The 22,558-nt window shown below is 61.9% G+C and carries 21 protein-coding genes; 8 read left to right on the top strand and 13 right to left on the bottom strand.

Annotation, left to right across the window (positions count from 1 at the left end; translation table 11 throughout):
* Positions 1 to 94: 94 nt before the first annotated feature.
* On the top strand, positions 95 to 1,027 hold the full coding sequence (locus tag R6258_RS11340) for a DMT family transporter (protein WP_318450296.1): 933 nt from the start codon (positions 95 to 97) through the stop codon (positions 1,025 to 1,027).
* On the opposite strand, the gene R6258_RS11345 is transcribed toward R6258_RS11340, so the two are convergent.
* Entirely contained in the window at positions 1,017 to 2,186 is a 1,170-nt protein-coding gene (locus tag R6258_RS11345; RefSeq protein WP_318450298.1) for an MFS transporter, read from the bottom strand. The genes R6258_RS11340 and R6258_RS11345 overlap by 11 nt on opposite strands.
* A gap of 114 nt (positions 2,187 to 2,300) precedes the next feature.
* Here R6258_RS11345 and R6258_RS11350 point away from each other — a divergent pair, with 114 nt between their 5' ends.
* On the top strand, positions 2,301 to 3,059 hold the full coding sequence (locus R6258_RS11350) for a DeoR/GlpR family DNA-binding transcription regulator (protein WP_318450300.1): 759 nt from the start codon (positions 2,301 to 2,303) through the stop codon (positions 3,057 to 3,059).
* 18 nt (positions 3,060 to 3,077) lie between these two features.
* Here R6258_RS11350 and R6258_RS11355 read toward each other — a convergent pair whose 3' ends face one another.
* Positions 3,078 to 4,310 (bottom strand): dicarboxylate/amino acid:cation symporter, encoded by a 1,233-nt coding sequence (locus tag R6258_RS11355; RefSeq protein ID WP_318450302.1) that lies wholly within the window; start codon positions 4,308 to 4,310, stop codon positions 3,078 to 3,080.
* A gap of 268 nt (positions 4,311 to 4,578) precedes the next feature.
* Entirely contained in the window at positions 4,579 to 5,136 is a 558-nt protein-coding gene (locus R6258_RS11360) for a GNAT family N-acetyltransferase (protein WP_318450304.1), read from the bottom strand.
* A gap of 146 nt (positions 5,137 to 5,282) precedes the next feature.
* On the opposite strand from R6258_RS11360, the gene R6258_RS11365 reads away from it, so the two are divergent.
* The 3 genes from R6258_RS11365 to R6258_RS11375 all read left to right on the top strand — a co-directional run bounded on the left by R6258_RS11365 (position 5,283) and on the right by R6258_RS11375 (position 7,484).
* Positions 5,283 to 5,675: a YciI family protein gene (locus R6258_RS11365; RefSeq protein WP_318450306.1), complete on the top strand. Its 393-nt coding sequence runs from the start codon at positions 5,283 to 5,285 to the stop codon at positions 5,673 to 5,675.
* Positions 5,676 to 5,695: 20 nt separating this feature from the next.
* A complete protein-coding gene (locus R6258_RS11370; RefSeq protein ID WP_318450308.1) occupies positions 5,696 to 6,118 on the top strand; it encodes a VOC family protein in 423 nt (140 codons plus the stop codon).
* Positions 6,119 to 6,218: 100 nt separating this feature from the next.
* A complete protein-coding gene (locus R6258_RS11375) occupies positions 6,219 to 7,484 on the top strand; it encodes an RNA polymerase sigma factor (protein WP_318450311.1) in 1,266 nt (421 codons plus the stop codon).
* On the opposite strand, the gene R6258_RS11380 is transcribed toward R6258_RS11375, so the two are convergent.
* The gene (locus R6258_RS11380; protein WP_318450426.1) at positions 7,435 to 8,844 is read right to left on the bottom strand and encodes an MFS transporter; all 1,410 of its coding nucleotides are present in this window, start codon (positions 8,842 to 8,844) and stop codon (positions 7,435 to 7,437) included. The two genes, R6258_RS11375 and R6258_RS11380, sit on opposite strands and share 50 nt — an antisense overlap.
* Positions 8,845 to 8,984: 140 nt before the next feature.
* Positions 8,985 to 9,461 carry a peroxiredoxin gene (locus R6258_RS11385; protein ID WP_318450313.1) on the bottom strand — a complete coding sequence of 159 codons (477 nt, stop codon included), beginning with the start codon at positions 9,459 to 9,461 and terminating at the stop codon, positions 8,985 to 8,987.
* 489 nt (positions 9,462 to 9,950) lie between these two features.
* Between R6258_RS11385 and R6258_RS11390 the strand changes: the two genes are divergently transcribed.
* The 3 genes from R6258_RS11390 (at position 9,951) to R6258_RS11400 (ending at position 12,606) form a co-directional block, all read left to right on the top strand.
* Positions 9,951 to 10,709 carry an SRPBCC family protein gene (locus tag R6258_RS11390; RefSeq protein ID WP_318450315.1) on the top strand — a complete coding sequence of 253 codons (759 nt, stop codon included), beginning with the start codon at positions 9,951 to 9,953 and terminating at the stop codon, positions 10,707 to 10,709.
* Complete coding sequence (locus R6258_RS11395) at positions 10,709 to 11,878, top strand: zinc-dependent alcohol dehydrogenase (RefSeq protein WP_318450317.1); 1,170 nt, start codon at positions 10,709 to 10,711, stop codon at positions 11,876 to 11,878. Before R6258_RS11390 ends, R6258_RS11395 begins: the two co-directional genes overlap by 1 nt.
* Before the next feature lie 107 nt (positions 11,879 to 11,985).
* A complete protein-coding gene (locus tag R6258_RS11400) occupies positions 11,986 to 12,606 on the top strand; it encodes a TetR/AcrR family transcriptional regulator (RefSeq protein WP_318450319.1) in 621 nt (206 codons plus the stop codon).
* 79 nt (positions 12,607 to 12,685) lie between these two features.
* Here the strand turns inward: R6258_RS11400 and R6258_RS11405 are convergent, their stop codons facing one another.
* The 8 genes from R6258_RS11405 to hydA all read right to left on the bottom strand — a co-directional run bounded on the left by R6258_RS11405 (position 12,686) and on the right by hydA (position 22,529).
* Positions 12,686 to 13,579, bottom strand: a complete 894-nt coding sequence (locus R6258_RS11405; protein WP_318450321.1) for a DMT family transporter — start codon at positions 13,577 to 13,579, stop codon at positions 12,686 to 12,688.
* Between the two features lie 34 nt (positions 13,580 to 13,613).
* The gene (locus tag R6258_RS11410) at positions 13,614 to 14,555 is read right to left on the bottom strand and encodes an N-acetylglucosamine kinase (protein ID WP_318450323.1); all 942 of its coding nucleotides are present in this window, start codon (positions 14,553 to 14,555) and stop codon (positions 13,614 to 13,616) included.
* 21 nt (positions 14,556 to 14,576) lie between these two features.
* Positions 14,577 to 15,755, bottom strand: coding sequence for an SIS domain-containing protein (locus tag R6258_RS11415; protein WP_318450325.1), 1,179 nt, complete (start codon positions 15,753 to 15,755; stop codon positions 14,577 to 14,579).
* Positions 15,755 to 17,056 (bottom strand): D-tagatose-bisphosphate aldolase, class II, non-catalytic subunit, encoded by a 1,302-nt coding sequence (locus R6258_RS11420; RefSeq protein ID WP_318450327.1) that lies wholly within the window; start codon positions 17,054 to 17,056, stop codon positions 15,755 to 15,757. Before R6258_RS11420 ends, R6258_RS11415 begins: the two co-directional genes overlap by 1 nt.
* Positions 17,057 to 17,083: 27 nt before the next feature.
* Complete coding sequence (gene agaR, locus R6258_RS11425; RefSeq protein ID WP_318450329.1) at positions 17,084 to 17,851, bottom strand: transcriptional repressor AgaR; 768 nt, start codon at positions 17,849 to 17,851, stop codon at positions 17,084 to 17,086.
* Between the two features lie 486 nt (positions 17,852 to 18,337).
* The gene (gene preA / locus R6258_RS11430; protein ID WP_318450331.1) at positions 18,338 to 19,636 is read right to left on the bottom strand and encodes an NAD-dependent dihydropyrimidine dehydrogenase subunit PreA; all 1,299 of its coding nucleotides are present in this window, start codon (positions 19,634 to 19,636) and stop codon (positions 18,338 to 18,340) included.
* The gene (locus R6258_RS11435) at positions 19,636 to 21,000 is read right to left on the bottom strand and encodes an NAD(P)-dependent oxidoreductase (protein ID WP_318450333.1); all 1,365 of its coding nucleotides are present in this window, start codon (positions 20,998 to 21,000) and stop codon (positions 19,636 to 19,638) included. The genes preA and R6258_RS11435 overlap by 1 nt, the downstream gene beginning before the upstream one ends.
* 86 nt (positions 21,001 to 21,086) lie before the next feature.
* Positions 21,087 to 22,529 (bottom strand): dihydropyrimidinase, encoded by a 1,443-nt coding sequence (hydA, locus tag R6258_RS11440; RefSeq protein WP_318450334.1) that lies wholly within the window; start codon positions 22,527 to 22,529, stop codon positions 21,087 to 21,089.
* Positions 22,530 to 22,558: the final 29 nt, after the last annotated feature.

Here is a 22,558-nt window from a genome sequence, read left to right on the forward strand (position 1 = left end):
GTGAGTTTTCCTGAGCCTGGAGGGGCAGATTAATCGTTTGGCCCGAGTCGGGGCAAATGCTGCACTGAGCGCCCGTTCACGCCAGGAGCCGCTCATGAAATCGTCTCGTCTTGCCCCGCATGGCGCCGCCGCATCGACTTGCCCGGCGCAGCGACGACCCGTGGATGGTCATGCCGGTTTATGGATGGTGCTGTTCTGCCTGGCGCTGGGCGCCCAGCAGGTCGCGATCAAGGTCGTGGCGGGCGATATCGCGCCGCTGGCGCAGGTGGCCTTGCGCTCGCTGGCGGCGGCCTTGCTGGTGCTTGCCATCGCCCGTTGGCACGGTATGAGACTCGCCGATTTCCGCGCCGACCTGGGGCCGGGCCTGCTGGTGGGGCTGGGCTTTACCGGTGAATTCCTCTTCGTCGCCTGCGGGCTGAACTACACGCTGGCCTCGCACATGTCGGTATTTCTCTATACCGCGCCGGTGTTCGCCGCGCTGGGGTTGCATCTGTGGGTCCCCGGGGAGCAACTGGCGAGACGCCAATGGTGGGGCATCGCCATGGCGTTTGCCGGCATGCTAATCGCCATGGCGCCGACCACGCAGCGCGCGGATGCCGGCGCCGTGATGCTGGGCGACGCGCTGGGTCTGTTGGCCGGACTCTCCTGGGCTGGCACCACGCTGGTGCTGCGTCGCTCCTCGCTTTCCGAGGCGCCGCCGGTGAAGACGCTGTGCTATCAACTAATCGTCGCCGCCGGGTTGCTGTTGCCCACAGCATCGTTGCTGGGCGATCTCGAGGCGATCGCGGTAACCGGCCCGGTCGTCGCCAGCATGGCGTTCCAGACGCTGGTGATCTCGTTCGGGGCGCTGCTACTATGGTTCGCGTTGCTGCGCCGCTATCTGGCCTCGCAACTCGGCGTGTTCTCGTTCCTGTCGCCGGTGTTCGGGGTGCTATTCGGCGCCATGCTGCTCAACGAGCCGCTGACGCTGAATTTCATCATGGGGGGCGTCGCCATCCTGCTGGGGATCGTCCTGGTCACTCGCTGATGGGCTTGCGGGCCCCATCCGCTGGTGGGAGGACGAGCCAGCTGGTGAGGGCGATGACGCCGATCGTCATCACCAGCACCATCAGGGCGAGGGGCAGCGTCAGGAAATGAGTCAGGCCGCCGATGACGGCGGGTCCCAGCAGAAAGCCCGTGTAGCCGAACGAGGCCGCCATGGCGATGCCCTGCGAGGCGTTCGCCGTGGCTCGCCCGGCCATGCTAAAGGTCATCGGCACCACGTTGCTCATGCCCAGGCCGATCAGCAAAAAGCAGATGCAGGCCGTGGCAAGCGATGGCGCCCACAGTACATAGGCCATGGCCAGGCCGGCGATGAGGGCGCCCAGCGATCCCACCGCCAGCCGGCCATAACGCGTCACCGCCCGGTCGCCGCCGAGGCGGCCGATCGACATGCCGGCCGAGAAGGCGAAGAAGCCGATGGCGAAGCCGCTTTCCAGTACGTCCTGTAGATAAATGCTGCTCCAGTCGGCGATGGCGCCTTCGGTGAACAGGGCGCAGAACGCCAGCAGGCACAGCCCGGCGAGTCGAGGATCGAGCCGCCGCCGTTTGCTGCGCGCTGACGAACCCTCATTGGCTATCGGCGCCGGTGGCTGGTAGGCGCCTGACGAAACGGCCAGCGATACGGCGGCGAGGAGGGCGGCGATCGACAGCACCGCGACCGGGCCGAAACCGAAACCAGTGAGCACCCCGGCCAGCGCGGCGCCGGCGGCCCCACCGATGCTCCAGGCAGCATGGAAGGACGACATTATCGGGCGATCATAGCGGTTTTCGATCAGGCTGCCGCGGGCATTCATGGCGACATCGAGGGTACCGTTGGTGGCCCCCAGCAGGATCAGCGAGACCACCAGCGTACCGATGTCCCGGGCGAGGCAGGGCAGGAACAAGGCCACGGCGAAGGCAAGCCCCAGACCTCCGCAGACCCGGTTGATCGGCCAGCGGTCGCTCATGCGGGCCCCCAACCGCATCCCCAGCAGGGCAGCCGCCGCGAAACCGAACAGCGCCAGTCCCAGGACGGCTTCGGAAACACCGACGATCAGCCTCACCGGGGCGATCTCGATCGACCAGACGCCGATGCCGAAACCGTTGCCGAGGAACGTGAGCGTATTGCGCCAGCGCATCTGGTGCAGGTGGGCTTCGATGGCCATGGCTTCCTCTCTGAATGGGTGTCGTCGTGCATGTCTAGCGAGACTCATTGTCTTTATTCTGCACGAACGTGCATAATAGCGCATTATCAGGCAAGCGCCAGGGACGAGGATTTCATGCTAAAGGCCGAGCGACACGCCTATCTCCTCCAGCAGTTGAGCAAGCAAGGCAGGCTGAGTGCCATCGACGAGGCCGAGCGTCTGGGTATCTCCGAGGACACTCTGCGTCGGGATCTGCGTGAACTGGATATGGCGGGGGCCTTGCAGCGCGTGCACGGTGGCGCGATTCCCCGCCCACCCGTGCCGGCAAGCTATGCCGATCGTCGAGGGGACGATCGGACCCGGAAGGTGTCTCTGGCGCGTGTTGCAGCATCGCTTGTACGCGATGGCCAAGTGTTCTTCCTCGATGGGGGAACGACCGCGCTCTGCATTGCCGAGTCACTGCCCGTGAATCTTAGAGCCACCGTCATCACCAACGCGCCGCCCATTGCCGCGGCGCTCATCGATCACCCGGGGATCGACGTGTACCTGGCCGGAGGCGCCGTGGCCAAGCGCTCTGCCGTCACTGTAGGGACCGAGGCCACTGACTTCCTGCGCCGTTTTCGCGCCGATCTGGGCTTCATCGGCGTCTGCGCCTTGGCGGCGGATGCTGGCCTGACCATCCCCTTTGCGGAGGAGGCGAGCACCAAGCGGGTGATGATCGAGCAGGCGAGGCGGGTCGTCGCGCTGGCCGGCAGTGACAAGTTGGATATCGCCTATCCGTACGTCGTGGCGCCGACGACGGCCATCACCGACTTGGTGACCGACCACACGGCCACCGAAGAGCGGCTTGCTCCCTACCGGCTACGAGGGATCACGATTCATCGCCAACGTTGATGGGCGTGGGGTCGCCATTCAGCGTTTGCTGGTGGCGTTGTAAACGCGCTCATCCAGTTCTCCTTCGCTCTTGCCCACCAGCGTCGTGACCATTAGGTCGCCTGCGACATTTACACAGGTGCGAGCCATGTCGAGTATGCGATCGATGCCGGCGATGACAGCGATGGCTTCCAATGGCAGGCCGATCTGGCTCATGACGATGGACAACATGATCAGTCCCGCGCCCGGCACGCCGGCGGTGCCAATGGAGGCCAGCGTTCCGGTAACGATGATCATGCCGTAATCGGCCAGCGACAGGTCGACCCCGACGAATTGGGCAATGAAAACGGCCACCACGCCCTGGTAAATGGCCGTGCCGTCCATGTTGATCGTCGCGCCGACCGGCAGCACGAAACCCGCAACGCCATTGGAGACCCCCAGGTTTTGCTGCGCACAGCGAATCGAGACGGGCAGCGTTCCAGACGACGAGGCCGATGAGTAGGCAACGACGAGCGCATCTATGATGCCCTGCATGTAGCGGAGCGGGTTGAGGCGGCCCAATAAGGCTAGCAAGCCGGAGTAGACGATAAGCACGTGGACGATGCTGGCCAAGTAGGCGACACCGATGACCTTGGCGAGCGGCAGCAGGACTTCGAGGCCATAATTGCCCGCTACATAGGCTATAAGTGCGAAGACGCCAAAAGGGGCGAACGCCATGACGATATTCGTCAGCTTGTACATCGCCTCCGCGAAACTTTCGAAGAGCTTTACGACCGGTTCGCCTTTTTCGCCGATCAGGGTCAGCGATATGCCAAGCCCGATGGCGAAGACGATGATCTGCAGAATATTGCCGCTGGCCAGCGAGTCGACAGGATTGCTGGGGACAAGATTGACCAGGGTCTCGGTGAGGCTTGGGCCCTGTTTCGTTTCACCTCCCGCCTCGAAACTCATTTCAAGACCTACGCCGGGTTTGAAAAGCCATGAGGCGATCAGCCCTATGGTTATGGCGAAGGCCGTGGTTATCAGATAGAGCGCGATGGTCCTGAGCCCAATGCGTCCCATCTTCTGGGGATCACGCATGGCCGTGATTCCCACGATCAATGTCGAAAACACCAAAGGCACGATCAGCATCTTGATCGCATTGATGAAAATATCGCCTATAGGTTTAAGAACGCTGGCCTCTTCCCCGGATAATGCGCCGGTAAGGGCGCCAAGAATCAAGCCAGCCAGAATCTTTTGCCACAAGGGAAAACGGCGCCATGAATTCAGCATAAATCTCCTTGATATTATTGATCATCCTGAAAAGGCGTCGAGTCTACGTGAGGGAATTAGCTGTGATTAAGTCTTTTTTATGAGACATAACTACACTGACTATCCTATGCAGAAAAGGCATGAATAAAGGGGTGAAACGAGGTTGCAGTTACGAGGTCGGCTGCCGATGCCCTCGATCGGCGCCGATCAGCCTGGGACGATGTCGGCCAGCATGATGAGCAGCCGGCCTTGGCCGTAGTCATCGGATGGAAATGCGGGATGGGAGCCGTCAGTCGGCCATACTATTGGACGGCGGTTCATTGCGATCGCCGTCGCCCAGCGGGCGCTGCATCAGCACGGTGTCCAGCCAGCGGTCGAACTTGTATCCCACCGAGCGGAAGGTGCCGACGTCCTCGAAGCCATGACGCCGATGCAGGGCGATCGAGCCGCTGTTGGCGCTGTCGCCGATGACCGCGAGCATCTGGCGCCACGGACCGCTTTCGCAGCGTTCGATCAGCGCAGTCAGCAAGGCGCTGCCGATCCCCTGGCCGTGTTTCCCTGCTGCGACATAGACCGAATTCTCCACGCTGTATCGATAGGCGGGCCGGGGCCGATAGGGTGTGGCGTAGCAGAAACCGAGGATGTCGCCGTCACGCTCGGCAAGCAGATAGGGCAGGCCGTTGGCGACGACCGCGGCGTGGCGGATGCGCATCTCGTCGAGCGTCGGTGGCGTCAGTTCGAACGACGCGGTGCCGTGCAGGACATGCTCGGCATACAGTGCCCGGATGGCGGGGATATCGACGGCGCGCGCATCGCGCACGAGCGACGCAGTGGCTGAGTAGGCCATGCAGACTCCTGGGAACGCTGATCCCGCTCATTAGGTGCCAGGCGTCGGGCGCTGTCCAGCCCGCGCCGGAAATCTCGATGGCCATGTCGATTTGCCGCCACGCCGAACGACTAGTCGGTGTACCCCGCCAAACTCAGGAGCCCGCCATGAAATACCTATGCCTGGTATACAGCGACGAGAATTCCCTGCATGACCTGCCCGACAGCCCGCGCGACGAGGAGTGTCTGGCCTACGCGATGAGCGTTCAGGCGAGCGGGCGAATGCTCGCCGCCGAGGCGCTGCAACCGGTGGCTAGCGCGACCACGGTGCGCGTGCGTCACGGCCGGAGCACCATCACCGATGGCCCCTTCGCCGAAACCAAGGAGCAACTGGCCGGCTTCTACCTGGTCGAGGCGCGCGATCTCAACGAGGCGCTGCAGGTGGCGGCGGGGATACCCGCGGCGCGGGTCGGCAGCGTCGAGGTAAGACCGGTGCGCGAGCTTGCGGCGACCCCGACCCGGCGCGATGAAGTGCCCCCCGTCAGTGGCGCGCTTCGCTAACCGGAATGGAGGAATTGGCGATGAAAAAGACGACGCAGATCAATCCCTACCTGTTCTTCCAGGGACAGTGCGAGGCGGCGTTCAGGTGCTACGAGCAATGCCTGGGCGGTCATATCGATGCCCGGCATACATATGCCGAGGCGCCCGAGCCCGACCAGAACCCGCCGGGCATGGACGACAAGATCATGCACATCCGCCTGGCCGTCGGTGACTGGGTGCTGATGGGCTCCGACAGTCCGGCCGACTACTACCAGGCGCCCCAGGGGTTTGCCGTATCGCTGGTGTTCGACGAACCGGCGGAAGCGGAGCGCGTGTTCAACACGCTGGCGACCGACGGCTCGGTGACGATGCCGCTGGCGGAAACCTTCTGGGCGGACAGGTTCGGCATGCTGGTCGACCGCTTCGGCATTCCCTGGATGATCAACTGCGAGAAGTCCGGCTAGGGCCTTGTTGACACGACTGTCGATGAGAAGGCCGGCAGTGCAGCAATGGACTATCGTCAGATGAAAAACGACCGATCGGAGAGCTTGGCACGTGTGTCCAATGGAGCCTGAGACGGCGCGGTCGGCGCGCGAGGTGATCGAGAATGTCTACCGCGATGAATCGCGCCGGGTGCTGGCGACGTTGATTCGCCTGCTGGGCGACTTCGAGCTCGCCGAGGAGGCGTTGCACGATGCCTTTGCGGCGGCGATGCTCGCCTGGCCCCGCGAGGGCGTGCCCGGCAACCCACGCGCCTGGCTGGTGTCGGCCGGGCGCTTCAAGGCGATCGACGGGCTGCGCCGGCGGGCCCGCTTCGACGCCTCGCTGGCCGCACTGGTGCATCAGGCCGAGATCGACGCGACCGGCGAACCGGACGATGAGGAAGCGCTGGAGGACGATCGGCTGCGGTTGATCTTTACCTGCTGCCATCCGGCTCTGCCGTCGCACGCCCAGGTGGCGTTGACCCTGCGCGAAGTGTGCGGGCTGACCACCGAACAGATCGCCCACGCCTTCCTCACCACACCCACGACGGTGGCGCAGCGCATCGTGCGCGCCAAGGCCAAGATCCGCGATGCCGGCATTCCCTATCAGGTGCCGGCCCCCGAGGCGCTATTGGAACGCCTGGATAGCGTATTGCAGGTGATCTACCTGGTCTTCAACGAGGGTTACTCGGCGTCGGCCGGGGAGACGCTGGTTCGCGCCGACTTGTCGGTCGAAGCGATCCGCCTGGCGCGGCTGCTGGCGGCGTTATTGCCCGAGCCCGAAGTGCTGGGGCTGCTGGCTTTGATGTTGCTGCACGATGCACGGCGCAGCGCGCGGATGGATGCCGCCGGCGAGCTGATACGGCTGGACGACCAGGACCGGAGCCGTTGGGATCACGAGCGCATCGCCGAGGGCGGCGCCTTGGTGGAGCGTGCGCTGGCCTCGCGACGCTTCGGCCCCTACACCCTGCAGGCCGCGATCGCCGCGGTGCACGCCGAGTCGCCGAGCGCCGCCGAGACCGACTGGGCGCAGATCGTCGGGCTCTTTGACGTGTTGCTGCGCATCGAGCCGTCGCCGGTGGTGGCGCTCAACCGCGCCGCGGCCGTGGCAATGCGCGACGGCCCGGCGGCGGGACTGGCGTTGATCGACGCGATTCTGGAGACCGGCGAGCTGGCCGATTACCATCTGGCGCATGCGGCCCGCGCCGACCTGTGTCGGCGCCTGGGGCGTGTCGACGAGGCCTGCAGCGCCTATCGGCGGGCGCTGGCCTTGGCCCGGCAGTGCCAGGAGCGATTGTTCATCGAGCGGTGTCTGACAGAGCTGGGCGCCGCTGAGGCCGACGGCTAACCTCAGCCGTTGAGTCTCGTTCGGCTGCGGCCTCGATCAGCCGTTCGCGCTCCTGCTCCTCGTAGAAGCTGGGATCGTCGAACAGGTCGTGCTGATGATCCTCGAAGATCATCGCCAGCGCTTCATGGCTGGTCTGCACCATGGGCTCGAAATGCGCCGTTTCCCCGGAAACGATTGACGACACGTAACGCCGCCGGTAGAGCGCATAGACAGCGAGCAGGGCCAGCACGCCGGCGATATAGAAGGGCAGCGCCTGGGTGCCGAAGGCATTCATGGCGACCCCGGCGAGGATTGGCGCCACGGCGCTGCCGGCGCCTTGCAGGACCAGCATGTCGGCGGAACCGGAGACCACCTCTTCGGGATTCAACTGATCGATCAGCTGGGCGACGGCAATCGGGTAGAGCGAGAACGACAGCCCGCCCCAGACGAAGAACAGCGCGAAGAGTGCCCACTGGCCGGACGCCAGCGGCATCAGCGCGGCGACAGCCGCGGCGAGAACCGACACCCAGGTGAGCACTCGCGGCCGGTCATGCTTGTCCGAGAAGCGTCCGATGGGCACCTGCAGCAGCGCGCCGCCGAGAATCGCGATGCTCATCACCAGTCCGATATCGCCGTTGTCGAAACCCAACTGCTTGGCGTAGACCGGGGTCATCGCCCAGAAGGCACCCATCGCCAACCCCGACAGCGCCGAGCCCGCGACCGCCAGCGGCGCGAAGCCGAGCAGGGCCTTGAGGCTGCTCTTGGGACGATCGGAGATCACCGGCTGACTGCGCCGGGTCATGGTGATTGGCAGCAGTGCCCAACTGATCAGGATCGAGGTCAGGGCGAACAGCAGGAAGCCTTGGGGCGTGTCGAGGCGCAGGATCTGCTGGGCGATGGCGATCGCGCCGAGGTTGACCACCATGTACATCGCGAAGATCCGCCCGCGCTCGTGGGGGGCGGCCTGGCTGTTGAGCCAGCTTTCGATGACCGTCACCAGGGTGACGAAGGCCAGCCCGTAGAAGAAGCGCAGGATTAGCCACACCCAGGGGTTGACGAAGATCAGGTGGAGCAGCGCGCCGGAGGCGCAGACCGCCGCGCAGAAGGCGAAAGCGCGAATATGGCCGATGCGGCGGATCAGGCGTGCACTGAACCAGGTCCCGCAGATGAAGCCCACGAAGTAGCCGGACATGATGATGCCGACCAGGGTGGTCGAGAATCCCTCGCTGGTACCGCGCAGGGTCAGCAGGGTGTTGATCAGTCCGTTGCCGAGTAGCAGCAACGCTACACTGCCGAGTAGGGCCCGGATCGGGCGCAGCAGTGACCGCATGCGAGTCTCCTTGCGTCGCCGGTATGTTCCTGTTTTGCAGTTGCGTGCCAGTTGGGGGGAATGAACCGAAGCTGCCTTGTATCGAAACGGCTAGTCGATCACGCCCGGCACGGGTCTTGCTGAATTGAGTGCGTTCGGGTGGCGTCCCGAGGATGCATGTCGAGCCGGCGCCGGCCGGCTCGCATTCCTTCTCAGAGCTTGCCAAGCACCGTTTCGGCGCTGCTCTGGTCGACGCCCTTGGCATCCACGCCGAGGTATTCGACCACGCCGTCGTCGACGATCATCGCGAAGCGCTTGCTGCGCGTACCCATGCCGCTGCCGCTGGCATCCATGTCGAGACCCAGCGCGCGGGCGAATTCGGCATTGCCGTCGGCGAGCATGGTGAAAGCCTGGGCATTCTGATTTTTCTGCCAAGCGTCCATGACGAAGGCGTCGTTGACCGCCATGCAGGCGATGGTGTCGACGCCCTTGGCGAGAATCTCGTCGGCCTTGATGACGAAACCGGGCATGTGGGTGTTGGAGCACCCCGGTGTGAAGGCGCCGGGCACGGCGAACAGCACGACGCGCTTGCCGGCGAACAGCTCACCGGTGGAGATGTCCTGGGGGCCCTCGGCGCCGTTGGTCTTGAGGGTGACGTCGGGGATCTTGTCGCCTGTTGCGATGGTCATGTCTGCTTCCTTTCTTGGCGAATGAGCGCTCATCACAGTGCATGTTAGAGCAATGCGATATAGCAAAGCGATGGCTCGTCACTGTAGCAAGCGCTGGAGTGGTGGAGGAACAGCGCTTTCATGTGCCGTTTGGGCTCCATCTCGTTGGAGATGACCTCAGCCAGGGCGAATGCGCGCCTTAAACTCTAGACGCATAGTGCGCAGCGAGCCGATGTTGCGGAATTGCAAAAGTGCCTAGACGCCATGACGAAGTCGCTCCGACGCCCAGCAACGAAAAATTGCGCGTATCGGGAAGCGACGCGTCCGGGAGCGATCTACCCTTATTGGCATCGTGCCGTAAACGGCGCGGATCGCCCGGAGTCGCGGCTGCGCCATTGCTGGCCCGGTTTCCGCAGACGACGGGCTTTAGCCAAGGCAGCCCGCCGCGTCGATTGCTGGAACAGCGGGCGAAGGCGTGGCGTATTTGCCAATAGCTCAAGGAGATGGAGCATGACTGATACCTGGCAGGATGACTCCCTGGTCGCCATGCGCAGCAAGCCGGCCAGCGCCGGCCGGCTTTCGGGGAGGGAACGGACCTTTTCCATTCTAGGGGGCTGTCTGTGCGTCGGACTCGGGATGCGCCGCCACGGCATCGGTCGGCTGGCGCATCTCGTCGTAGGCGGCATGCTCCTCTCTCGCGGCGCGGCTGGTTATTGCAGCGCCAAGAAGGCGCTGTCGGCGAATTCCTACGAGCAGGACATGGCCGACGCGCACGACTGGAAGAGTGCCAAGGTGACGTCGCGCAGCGTGACCATCGACAAGCCGCGTGAGGAGATCTACCGCTTCTGGCGGGATTTCACCAACCTCGCCCAGTTCATGAAGCATATCGAGCGGGTCGACGTCATCGACGCTCGTCGTTCTCACTGGGTGGCGAGCCCGGCGCCGGGCAAGCATCTCGAATGGGATGCCGAGATTACCGACGAACGCGAGAACGAATATATCGCCTGGCAGACCGAGGAGAACAGCGACATCCATCAGGCCGGCTGGGTCAGCTTTCGCGATGCACCGCGGGGGCGGGGCACCGTGATCCAGGCGGTATTCGCCTATGAGCCGCCGGCGGGCTATGCCGGGCATGCGGTGGCCAAGCTGCTGGGTAGGGACCCGGGCACCCAGACCGGCGACGACCTGCGCCGCCTGAAACAACTGCTGGAGATCGGCGAGATCACTACCAATGCCGCCCGCCCCGGAGCACAGAGAGGAGGTCGCTGATGCGCGCACTGACATGGCAAGGCACCGACAAGCTGAGTGTCGAAACCATCCCCGATCCCGAAATCGTCAATCCCCGCGATGTCATCGTCCGCGTCACGATGTCGTCGGTCTGCGGCTCGGATCTGCATCTGCTCAACGGCTACGTGCCGACGATGAAGCCCGGGGACATACTGGGGCACGAATTCCTCGGCGAGATCGTGGAGGTGGGCAGCGCGGTATCCGGGCTGGCAAGAGGGGACCGGGTGATCACCGTATCGATCATCGGCTGCGGGCATTGCGAGCCCTGCCAGCGCCAGGAATTCTCCTGCTGCGACAACTCCAACCCCAACCCCGCGACGACGGAGGCGCTGTATGGCTATCCCTGCGCGGGCATCTTCGGCTACAGCCATGCCTTCGGCGGCTATGCCGGCAGCCACGCCACCTACGTCCGCGTGCCGTTCGCCGACGTCAATGTCTTCAAGGTGCCCGAGGGGGTCCGCGACGAGCAGGCGCTGTTCGTCTCCGATGCCGTGCCGACCGGCTATTACGGCGCCGACATTGCCGATATCGAGCCGGGCGACACCGTCGCCGTCTGGGGCTGTGGCGGCGTCGGGCAGATGGCGATGCGCAGCGCCTATCTGCTGGGTGCCGAACGGGTCATCGGCATCGACCGCTTTGCCGATCGTCTGGCACTGGCCAAGGACAAGGCCGGGGCCGAGGTGCTCGACTATACCCAGGTGGACGTGCACGAAGCGCTCGTCGAGCTGACCGGCGGTCGCGGGCCGGATCGCTGCATCGACTGCGTGGGGCTGGAAGCGCACACGCAAGGGGTGGAACAGCTCTATGACGCGACCAAGCAGAAGCTGTTCATGCAAACCGAACGGGGCGCCGCGCTGCGCCAGGCGATCCGCGCCTGTCGCAAGGGCGGCACGGTATCGGTGCTGGGCGTCTATGCCGGCCTGATGGACAAGTTCCCCATGGGGGCGATCGTCAACAAGGCGCTCAGCGTGCGCTCCGGCCAGCAGCCCGGCCAGCGCTATGTGGCGCGCATCTTCGAGCACATCCAGAAGGGCGAACTCGACCCCTCCTACTTGTTGACTCACCCGATGAGTCTGGAGGAGTCGCCTCAGGGCTATACGATGTTCCGTGACAAGGAACAAGCGTGTCTGCGCGCGGTATTCATGCCTTGAGATGATCGGCCGGCCTAGCCGTAATGCCCAGCCCTCTGGGCCTGGCGAACGCAGTAAGTGATAAACTGGCGCTGGGGTCAGGAAATCGAACGGGTCCAGAGGGCAGCATGGCCAAGCGCAAGGGTGAAATTCGTCAGCGCAATGTCGAGAACATTCTGCTGGCGGCGGAGCAGGTGTTCGCCGAAAAGGGTTACGCCGGGGCCTCGATGGGCGAGATCGCTCAGCTGGCCCAGCTACCCAAGTCCAATGTGCATTACTATTTCTCGACCAAGGAAGAGCTGTACCGTGACGTATTGCTGGCGCTGCTCGAGGTCTGGAAGCAGGATGCGCTGTGCTTCGAGCTCTACGACGATCCGCGGGTGGTCCTGTCGACCTATATCCGCGCCAAGATGAATCACTCGCGCAACCGGGCCGCCGGTTCCAAGGTCTGGGCGGCCGAGGTGATGCAGGGCGGGGCGGTACTCGGCGCCAACCTGCGCAACAATCTTTACCAATGGGCCAAGCTCAAGGAAGCCAAGATTCGCGAGTGGATCGACGATGGCCGCATCCTGCCGGTCGAACCCTCCTACCTGTTGTACATGATCTGGTCGTCGACCCAGCATTACGCCGACTTCGATTACCAGATCTCCCTGCTCAACGACGATGCCCCTCTCGACGAACTGCAATTCGAGCGGGCGGTGCAGACGGTGACCAGTATCGTGCTGCGCGGAATCGGCCTGTCGCCGTGACACCTAGTAGACAGTCAGTTAGCGCCGTGGCGGGACGCGATACCGGTGGAAAAGCAGCCCCAGGCGGGGCTGCCAATAGTCAAGCTTTGGTTGGGAGGGGCTCTTTTTCCTCGCTGTAGACCATGAGGGTGGAGCCAACCAAGGCCAAGACAATACCGATGAAACTATAAAGTGATGGCAAGACGCCGTAAAAGGTGAGCGATAGGACGATCGTCAGCACCGGCGCTAGCGCATTGGTACACGGCGCGACGATTACAGCCTTGCCCCTGCTCAGCGCCATCACGAGAAACAGAGCGCCAAAAGCGTTCAGAAGCTGCGTGATCGTAGTGAGTGCAGGCGCCTGCCAAGGAAAGCCGAATGCGCTACCAGGCATCATCCAGAATGCCACGGGAATAAGCAGAAAACCGCTGATGGTCATCCAGGCGAAAGTCGTTCCATCATTGACGCCGGCCAGCGACGCCCTTTTCATCAGAAATGCTTGTACACCCCAGCATATGCAAATAATGCTGGCCAACAGCAGCCAAGGTCCATAGTGCGTGCCCCCGGAAACTTCGCTAGGTAGCGAAAACATGACGATGGCAATGAGGGCGGATAAAATGCCCAGCCCGCCGAGCGGTGTTATTCTTTCGCGTAGCAACACGAATGCCATGATGACCGTAATGGCGGGCGATATGGAAATGACCGGAAAGATCAGGTATGGAGGGCCGACGGTCAAAGCCTTGAACAGCAATAATTGCCCTCCAGCTCCGGTTAAGCCGATTGCTAGACCGTAGAGCGCCGCAATGCCCCGTCTGTCGAAGCTTTCTCTTCGTAGAGCTGCATAAGCGGGGATGAGCATGGTTATTGCCCAGATTATATAAACCATTTGATCTGGATAACCGTATTTTTCAGTGGGAAGGCCCGAAAAAGCGCCCCATACTCCCCAGAATAAAACTAATAAAAAAGTATAAAAAATCCAGCTTTTGTTATGCATTGTCATGCCCTATTGTTGGTTTGGTCGACGAGTTTCAGATTGACTTTATTTGGATTGGTATGTTTACCAGTTTTGCGGCATATAGTGCGGCTCCTACCGCGGGTGAATAAAGAGGGTCTCTAAGTTCATAGTTGGCTCCCAGTCCTGCCAGGTTTTTAGAAAAAGCCTCAAGTATCAGGCTGTCTCGAAAAACGCCACCGGAATAAGAAACTGGAATCCTTTCAACTGTATCGAAGTTCAAGTTCCGGCGTGTCACATCAACGAGTTGAGCGAGTTCATAAGCACTATCACTCAGGATTTTCAATGCATGTCGGTCGCCGAGATGAGCCGCATCGATGACGAGCGTGGCAAGTTCCGCAATGCGAGCCCGATCCGAATCCCATTGATTAATGATGATATCAATTAGCTCAAGATCGTCTGTAAGCATCATCTTTTTGGAAATAAGATCGTATAGCGCTTCCTTTTCAAGGCGACCGTCACTCATCCGTGTAAAGACATTCAGCCCACGGCAGGCAATCCAATAGGCTGAACCCTCGTCTCCGAATATTTCTCCCCAGCCGCCACAGCGAAAGCCATGCCCCCCGTTTTCGCCGTAAGTCATCGAACCGGTACCCGCTATGACATTGATACCGTCTTTTGCACCCAGGGATCCTGCCCACCCACAAATCATGTCGTTGCCGCACGTGTAGCGACGATGGCCCAGGATACGTTTGGGAATGTTATCGAGGGTGTCGATAACTTGTGGCCCCTCGCCATAGGCCGGTAGGCCGAAAAAGGCATGATCTATGTCATTAAGCGAGATTTCAGCTTCACGACAGATCTCACGGATACCATCGTCGAGAACGCGATGAACTTCATCCATGCCGACGGAAAGGTAATAGCAAGTAGATCTTTCGGCTGTCGCTATAACTTCTCCGCTGCTGCTCAATAGACAGAAGGCTGTTTTAGTTCCACCACCGTCGATACCCAAAAACATAGTTGACTCCGGCCTTTGGCATCAGATACCGAGTGTGCCGATCTCGAAAGGATGAATGGTCACACCTTGGACGACACGATTGACTTCCCCGGAGGGAAATGGATTGTCGGGAGTCTTGCCTAACGCTAACGAACTGTGGAGAGCCAGCACTTGTGCATAGACGAGATAGGGGAACAGGAGTGCCCAGTCGCCGTCTTTACTGAGGCCGTTGGCTTTCCATACTCCATCCAGGGAGTGCCCATCAAGTTCGCTGGCCGTAATGGCAATGACTGAACCGCTACCCGGCTGGTTCGCTAATTCTTCGAGTATGTCGAGATCGTAGCGCCGTGCGTAAGGGTCGTTGGACACGAAAACGAGGACAAGCGTCTTGTCATCCAGTAATGCTTTCGGGCCGTGGCGAAATCCAAGCGGCGTGTCGTTATAGGAGAGCGTCATGCCGGCGGTCAGTTCGAGCATCTTGAGTGCCGATTCCTGGGCCAGGCTATTGAAGACACCACTGCCTAAATAGACGACACGCTGAAACTTGTTCTCGGCTTGTTGCTTTATCGAATTCACAGCGGAAGTGAGGATGTCCTGGGTAGCAGAGATAATCCGCTCGACGACCTCTGCATGAACGCGCTCGGGAGACAGAGCGCCCAGGACGGCTAGCATCATGGCCGTCACGCTGGAGGTCATGGCAAAGCCTTGGTCGTCAGCCATGGCGGGCATCATGAGAACCAGGGATCGTGCGTCAGCGTGGTGTTCTTGATGGAGCCGACCCTCCGGATTGCAGGTGATGATGAGGTGATAGCACTCACTCGAAAGCTTGTCGGCGAGTTGGGTCGCCGCGATGCTTTCAGGGCTGTTACCCGACCGGGCAAATGACACGAGGAGCACCGGGTGGGGCGCGGGGAAGCATTCTGCCGGCCGCGAAACGATGTCAGTGGTTGCCGCGGCTTCCACGGGACGCTCGAGAGAAGCGCTCAATACCGGTGTCAGCATCTTGCCGGCGAAGGCGGAAGTGCCTGCTCCGGTCAGAATGATACGTAGCCCCTCCTTCTCGAGGATGGGTTTCAAAAAGGTATCGATCATTTCGCGATTTGAAGCCACGTAGCCGAAGACTTCGCGCCAGACGGTGGGCTGCTGGGTGATTTCTCTTACTGTATCCGCCGCACCCCGTGCCGAGGCTTCGTTGACAGAAAGAGGGAGAGCCGTTGTCATTAATGGGTTCCTTGTGAAGGTTTGGGAAGGCAGGCCGCCGCGTAATCGCGCAATACGTCGACGATATGATCGATAATTAGAGAGTGAGCCGTGGCTTCCAGCTCGTTTTCTCGAATACGCCTATACTGATTTGGCATGTATTGGCTCAGTAACGGCAGTGGCAAGGGCGCTTTGTCGAGATTATCGATTAGTTTTTGCTGCGCTTCCTGAACCTGGGAGTCAGGCCAGTAATAGCGTATTCGGTCGCTTAGGCTGAAGCGCCGGGCAAAATAAATCTCTTCTGCACTGCCGTGATAATGGTTTTCCCAATAGGAGGGGGTTTCCTTCATCCGACGCTCGACAACGTCGCTGAGATTGGAGCGATCCTTTTTGTCGACCAGAATGTGCTCGATTTCCTCCAGAGCAAAGAGCGCCTCACGAAGGGCGAAGGTTAACCCGGGACCGACCTTTAGAATGGCAAAGTGGTCCTCTACCAGGTTGGCTAGTGAGGTTGGCGTTTGATAGTCGGTTGAATGTGCCTCGTACACTAGATTGGGTTCATTAGCGATCGCCTGTGAGAGGGCCTGGGCAGACTCGCGTCGATAATCGACAACGTTCTGATGATCGAACTCAACTCCCGGTTGAACGACGAGCCCGACCACTCGTGTCCATACCCGTTCAAGTCCTGCTTCTTGGAAGGCTTGGCGATGTGCGTCTAGCGTGGCTTGGGCGGCGGCTGGACTGGTGGGAATCACGCCATCCTCCAGCGATTCTTGAGCGCCGCCGGGCACGGGAACCTCCGTGCCGACGATATAGTGGATGTCACTCTTGTCGAAATGGGCAATCGCGGTACGCTCGGCGATGGTGGCCAGACGGGCCGCCCGGGTGGCGACGACATCATCGCTAAGTGGCCGGGGGTCGTCTGAGCAGGACATGCTGCAGTCAAGGTGGATCTTGCCGAAGCCCGCGGAAACGTAGTGTTCAACCAGTATTTCGGCGTTCCGCATGGCTATCTCGGCGCTTTCACCTTGCCAACGATTGGGGCCCAGGTGATCGCCCCCTAAAATGATGCGTTCACGTTCCAGCCCGACTTTGTCGGCGATACTTCCCACGAATTCCCGGAAATCCGCAGGTGTCATTCCCGTATAACCGCCATTCTGGTCCACTTGATTCGATGTCGCTTCGATAAGCAGGGCGCTGCCCATCTGGTTGGCGTGCAGCATTGCCCCTTCAAGGACCAGTGGATGGGCGGAACATACTGAATAGATGCCGACGTTTTGCCCCTCCTTGTTTCTTCTTACGATGTCCTTTAAGCGCTGCATAAATACTCCTCGTCGGCAAATAAGGTTTTACGAAACGATGATTTCGACGTCATGTTCGTCGTGAAGAAAGCGGACGTATTCATCAGGTATCCGGTTGTCCGTTACGAGTCGATCAATGCCATCGGGATTGGTGACGAGATGGACGCTTTTCCTACCGATCTTGCTGGAGTCCGTGACAGCGATGATCTCATCGGAAATGGCTATCATCGCTCGATTCAATCTCGCTTCGTTTTCATGGTCGGTAGTCAAGCCACGGTTCATTTCAAGTGCATCCACGCCCAGGAAAAGCTTGTCAAAGCGATGGTTGGCGAGGCTTGACTCGGCTTGTGTCCCCGAGCAGGAAAGCGCTGTCTTGCGAAGGCGACCGCCCAACATAATTATTTCCACCCCCGGGGCGTGAGAAAGTTCCATTGCGATATCCAGACCATTCGTCATTACCAATAATGATTCGTGCTGCTTTAGATGCCGGGCTACTTCGAGTGTCGTCGTGCCGGCATCCAGAATGATCGACTCGCCATCCGAAACCAGCTTCGCGGCTGCCATGCCGATGCGTCCCTTGTCACTGCCATGCTTTTGGCGACGTTCGGCGAAGGCGATTTCAGCGGCCGTGTTCTGGCTAAGAACCACCGTGCCACGTAGCCGGGCGACATAGCCTGCCTCTTCCAGGAAGCGAAGGTCGCCGCGCATCGTTACCGTCGAGACATTGAAGAGTGCTGCCAAGTCATCGACCTTCGCTCTTTCGTGGATGGCCAAATGGCGGATGATTGATTCACGTCTTTCCTGTCCTGTGATCATTCTTCGTATCCTTTCTATAAACAATATATTTCTTTCGAAGTCTTTCGCAATGATGTATTTGGCTTTCTTTTGGTATCCTTTGGTCGAATCTCGATAGACCGCACACGCCAACACCTGCCCATGGCAGGTGCTGGTCCGCTCGGCTACAGCGCTCGATCGAGGTGCCTGCGATCTTAACCGCAGCGCGATGGGGGAGCGATGGGCGCGGGTAATAGAGGTCTGACTTTCAGTCAGTTAGGGGGCAGGCGGCGATATGGCAGGCGTCGAGTCGACAGGGCTTCGGCGATGGACGAGATAGCCGCGAAGGGCCATCGGGATGCGCCGGCCAGGATGGGCCCAGCCCATCTGGCCAGGGAGGCAATGTCACAGCTTCTTTGATCTGGCCGGGGGCCTGTCAGATGGGGCGCGGTTATGCTGGCGGTGGGCGTATGGGTTCGGCCCACCCTCTGGGCCCGGCATAGGGCCCAGAGGGTGGGGCAGGTATAACTAGGCGATTTCCCGGAACGGATTGCGCGGATCCTCGTTCCAGCTCATGTAGGGTTTGTCGTTTAGTTGCGGAACCATGCTGATGCAGTCCTCGACCGGGCAGGTGATCTGGCACAGGTTGCAGCCCACGCATTCCTGCTCGATCACCTCGTAGCGCCGCGCACCGGCGGTGTCGACCAGCTTGGCGATCGACTGGTGCGAGGTGTCCTCGCAGGCGATGTAGCAGCGCCCGCACTGGATGCACTTGTCCTGGTCGATGTGCGCGATGGTCTGGAAGTTCATGTCCAGGTACTTCCAGTCGGTGGTGTTGCGTACCGCCTTGCCGGAGAAGTCACTGAGGCTGCGATAGCCCTTCTCGGCCATCCAGCGCGCCAGGCCGTCCTGCATCTCCTCGACGATGCGGAAGCCGTGCAGCATGGCGGCGGTGCACACCTGCACCGCGCCGGCACCCAGCGCGGCGAACTCGGCGGCATCGCGCCAGTTGGAGATGCCGCCGATCCCGCAGATCGGCAGACCGCGGGTCGCCGGGTCGCGGGCGATCTCGGCGACCATGTTCATGGCTATCGGCTTGACCGCCGCGCCGCAGTAGCCGCCGTGGGTGCTCTGGCTGCCCACGGTGGGCTTGGCGACCATGTTGTCCAGGTCGATCGAGGTGATCGAGTTGATGGTGTTGATCAGCGAGACGGCGTCGGCGCCGCCGCGCATCGCCGCCTGAGCGGCAACGCGGATGTCGGTGATGTTGGGGGTCAGCTTGACGATCACCGGCTTGGAATAGTACTGCTTGCACCAGCGCGTGACCCGCTCGATCAGATCGGGATTCTGGCCTACTGCAGCGCCCATGCCGCGCTCGGGCATGCCATGCGGGCAGCCCAGGTTGAGTTCGATACCGTCGGCGCCGGTGGCCTCCACCAGCGGCAGGATCGCCTTCCAGCTCTCCTCGACGCAGGGCACCATGATCGAGACGATCAGCGCGCGGTCGGGCCAGCGCCGCTTGACCTCGGTGATCTCGCGCAGGTTGATCTCCAGGCTGCGATCGGTGATCAACTCGATGTTGTTGAAGCCCAGTACCTCGCGGTTCTTGCCGAAGTGCGCCGAGTAGCGCGACGACACGTTGACCGGTGCCGGGTCCTCGCCGAGGGTCTTCCAGACCACGCCACCCCAGCCGGCTTCATAGGCACGCTCGACATTGTAGGCCTTATCGGTGGGCGGGGCGGACGCCAGCCAGAAAGGGTTGGGCGAGTGGATGCCGGCGAATTCGATGCTCAGATCGACGTCGGGCTTTTTCGCGGATGCCTTCATTACGCCACCTCCTGCTGGGCCATGATCTCGTTATGGATGGCCTGGGCGGCCAGCTTGCCGTGCTGCACGGCCTGGACGGTCAGATCCTGACCGGCCGCGATGCAGTCGCCGCCGGCATACACGCCGGCGAGGCGGGTGCGAAAGTTGCCGTCGACCTCGATCTTGCCGGCTTCCCGAGCGAGTTGAACGCCGTTCAGGCTGTTCTCAGCGAAGGCCTGGCCGATCGCCGAGAACACCGCGTCGGCGGGAATGTCCAGGGTTTCGCCGGTGGTGGCGAGGGCTCCGCCGCGGGACTCGGTACGCGCGAAGCGCATGCCGGACACGCGCCCGGCTTCATCGATCAGCACCTGTTCGGGTTGCGCCCAGGTGACGATGCGCACGCCGTTGGCCTTGGCGATTTCCTGCTCGTGGCCGGTGGCGGACATCGACTCGTTGCCGCGGCGATAGACCAGGGTGACCGCATCGGCACCCAGTCGGGCCATCTGCACCGCCATGTCGATAGCGGTATTGCCGGCGCCGATCACCACGCAGCGCCTGGCCAACGGCAACTCGCTCAGGTCATCGGCCTGACGCAGTTGGTGGATGTAGTCGGTGGCGGGCATTAACCCTGGTGCGTGTTCCCCGGTCAGGCCGAGCCGGCGGCTGGCGCCGAGGCCCAGGCCTAGAAACACCGAATCGTAGTCGCGCTGCAGGGTCTCGAGCTCGAGATTGTCGCCGAGGCGCTGGCCGTGACGGATCTCGATGCCGCCGATTTCGAGCAGGAAATCGATCTCGCGTTGGGCGTAGTCGTCGATGAGCTTGTAGCGGGCGATGCCGTACTCGTTGAGCCCGCCGGGCTTGGCTTCGGCCTCGAAGATTGTCACCCGGTGGCCGTAGGTGGCCAGGCGGTGGGCGCAGGAGAGCCCGGCCGGGCCGGCGCCGACGATGGCGATGTGCTTGCCGGTGTCGGCGGCGCGCACGAACGGATGGCCCTCGAAGTGCATGTGGTCGATGGCGTGGCGTTGCAGCAGGCCGATCAGCACCGGTTGGCACTCGGCATCGTGATTGCGCACGCAGCTTTGCTCGCAGAGGATCTCGGTGGGGCAGACCCGGGCGCAGCTGCCGCCGAGGATGTTCTCCTCGAGGATGGTCTGCGCGGCGCCGTTGATATTGTCCTCGGCGATCTCGCGGATGAAGCGCGGGATGTCGATGTCCGACGGGCAGGCCTCGACGCACGGCGCGTCGTAGCAGTACAGGCAGCGTTGGCTCTCGATGAAGGCCTGGCGCTGGGTCAGCGGCGGGTGCAGGTCGCTGAATTTGGCTTCGAGCGTCGCGCTATCGCTGCCATGACCGGCACGGGGTAGATGATCCAGGGGATGAGTCACGGTGGAACTCCTTCGCTCGTCCGCCAGCGGATGGGGCCCGCTGGCGGGAGTCGTTCGTTGTTATTGACTGCTGGGGGCGTGGCGACTCAGCGTTCGACGGCGGTGACCGCGTTGCGCTCGGCGCGTTTCTTGAGCACGTCGTAGACGCCGGGGTAGGCGGGCCGCTCGATGTAACGACCGGCGCCTTTCTCGGCGTGTAGTTCCTTGCCATCGCGCCATACCCACTTGCCCTGGCTGATGGTGTGGCGCGGGATACCGCGCACCGTCTTGCCCTCGAAGATGTTGAAGTCGACGTTCTGATGATGGGTCTCGGCGGAGATCGTGCGCGTGCCGTTGGGATCCCAGACCACCAGGTCGGCGTCGGCGCCTTCCTGGATCGCGCCCTTGCGCGGGTACATGTTGAAGATCTTGGCGGTGTTGGTGGAGGTGACGGCGACGAAATCCTGCATCGAGATGCGACCGCCGTTGACGCCCTCGTCCCAGATCACCGCCATGCGATCCTCGATCCCGGCGGTGCCGTTGGGGATCTTGGTGAAGTCGTCCTTGCCCATCGCCTTCTGGTCGGCGCAGAAGCAGCAGTGGTCGGTGGCGGTGGTCTGCAGGTTGCCGGACTGCAGGCCGGTCCACAACGCGTCCTGGTGCTCCTTGCTGCGAAACGGTGGGCTCATCACGTGGCCGGCGGCCTTGGCCCAGTCCTTGTCGCGATAGACGCTGTCGTCGATCATCAGGTGCCCGGCTAGTGCTTCGCCGTAGACCGGCTGGCCCTGACGGCGGGCATAGGTGATCTCGTCGAGCGCATCGCGGCACGAAACGTGAACCACGTAGATCGGCGCGCCCAGCGTGCCGGCGATGCGGATGGCGCGGCTGGCGGCCTCGCCCTCGACCTGGGGCGGACGCGACAGCGGATGCGCCTCGGGGCCGGTGAGGCCCTGGGCGAGCAGCTTCTGCTGCATGTGATAGACCAGCTCGCCGTTCTCGGCATGCACGGTGGGCACCGCGCCGAGCTCCAGGCAGCGGGTGAAACTGGCCACCAGGATGTCGTCGGTGGCCATGATGGCGTTCTTGTAGGCCATGAAGTGCTTGAAGCTGTTGACGCCATGCTCGCGGACCAGCGTGCCCATGTCTTCGTGTACGCTGTCGTCCCACCAGGTCACCGCGACGTGGAAGGCGTAGTCGCTGGCGGCCTTCTCGGCCCAGCCGCGCCAGGTCTTGAAGGCCTCCATCAGCGGCTGGCCGGGGCTCGGGATCACGAAGTCGATGATCGTGGTGGTGCCGCCGGCGAGCCCGGCCGCGGTGCCGGTATAGAAGTCCTCGCTGGCCACCGTGCCCATGAACGGCAGTTGCATGTGGGTATGCGGGTCGATGCCTCCGGGCATCACGTACTGGCCGCCGGCGTCGATCACCTCGGCATCGGCCGGGGCTTCGAGGTCGGGGCCGACGGCGGCGATCTTGCCCTCGACGCAGAGTACGTCGGCGCGGTAGGTGGCGTCATGGGTGACGACGGTGCCGCCACGGATCAGGATGGTCATGGTCTCTCACCTTTTGTAGTTATCGCTTT

Origin of the sequence: Halomonas sp. HP20-15 (genome assembly GCF_033446685.1) — a bacterium.
GTDB lineage: Bacteria > Pseudomonadota > Gammaproteobacteria > Pseudomonadales > Halomonadaceae > Modicisalibacter.

Coding starts and splice junctions, on each gene's coding strand:
- R6258_RS11420 (WP_318450327.1), bottom strand. CDS start 17,056: ATGCAGCGCTTAAAGGACATCGTAAGAAGAAACAAGGAGGGGCAAAAC.
- hydA (WP_318450334.1), bottom strand. CDS start 22,529: ATGACCATCCTGATCCGTGGCGGCACCGTCGTCACCCATGACGCCACC.
- R6258_RS11385 (WP_318450313.1), bottom strand. CDS start 9,461: ATGACCATCGCAACAGGCGACAAGATCCCCGACGTCACCCTCAAGACC.
- R6258_RS11400 (WP_318450319.1), top strand. CDS start 11,986: ATGGCCAAGCGCAAGGGTGAAATTCGTCAGCGCAATGTCGAGAACATT.
- R6258_RS11340 (WP_318450296.1), top strand. CDS start 95: ATGAAATCGTCTCGTCTTGCCCCGCATGGCGCCGCCGCATCGACTTGC.
- R6258_RS11370 (WP_318450308.1), top strand. CDS start 5,696: ATGAAAAAGACGACGCAGATCAATCCCTACCTGTTCTTCCAGGGACAG.
- preA (WP_318450331.1), bottom strand. CDS start 19,636: ATGAAGGCATCCGCGAAAAAGCCCGACGTCGATCTGAGCATCGAATTC.
- R6258_RS11355 (WP_318450302.1), bottom strand. CDS start 4,310: ATGCTGAATTCATGGCGCCGTTTTCCCTTGTGGCAAAAGATTCTGGCT.
- R6258_RS11345 (WP_318450298.1), bottom strand. CDS start 2,186: ATGGCCATCGAAGCCCACCTGCACCAGATGCGCTGGCGCAATACGCTC.
- R6258_RS11375 (WP_318450311.1), top strand. CDS start 6,219: ATGGAGCCTGAGACGGCGCGGTCGGCGCGCGAGGTGATCGAGAATGTC.
- R6258_RS11415 (WP_318450325.1), bottom strand. CDS start 15,755: ATGACAACGGCTCTCCCTCTTTCTGTCAACGAAGCCTCGGCACGGGGT.
- R6258_RS11410 (WP_318450323.1), bottom strand. CDS start 14,555: ATGTTTTTGGGTATCGACGGTGGTGGAACTAAAACAGCCTTCTGTCTA.
- R6258_RS11405 (WP_318450321.1), bottom strand. CDS start 13,579: ATGCATAACAAAAGCTGGATTTTTTATACTTTTTTATTAGTTTTATTC.
- R6258_RS11395 (WP_318450317.1), top strand. CDS start 10,709: ATGCGCGCACTGACATGGCAAGGCACCGACAAGCTGAGTGTCGAAACC.
- R6258_RS11390 (WP_318450315.1), top strand. CDS start 9,951: ATGACTGATACCTGGCAGGATGACTCCCTGGTCGCCATGCGCAGCAAG.
- R6258_RS11365 (WP_318450306.1), top strand. CDS start 5,283: ATGAAATACCTATGCCTGGTATACAGCGACGAGAATTCCCTGCATGAC.
- R6258_RS11360 (WP_318450304.1), bottom strand. CDS start 5,136: ATGGCCTACTCAGCCACTGCGTCGCTCGTGCGCGATGCGCGCGCCGTC.
- R6258_RS11350 (WP_318450300.1), top strand. CDS start 2,301: ATGCTAAAGGCCGAGCGACACGCCTATCTCCTCCAGCAGTTGAGCAAG.
- agaR (WP_318450329.1), bottom strand. CDS start 17,851: ATGATCACAGGACAGGAAAGACGTGAATCAATCATCCGCCATTTGGCC.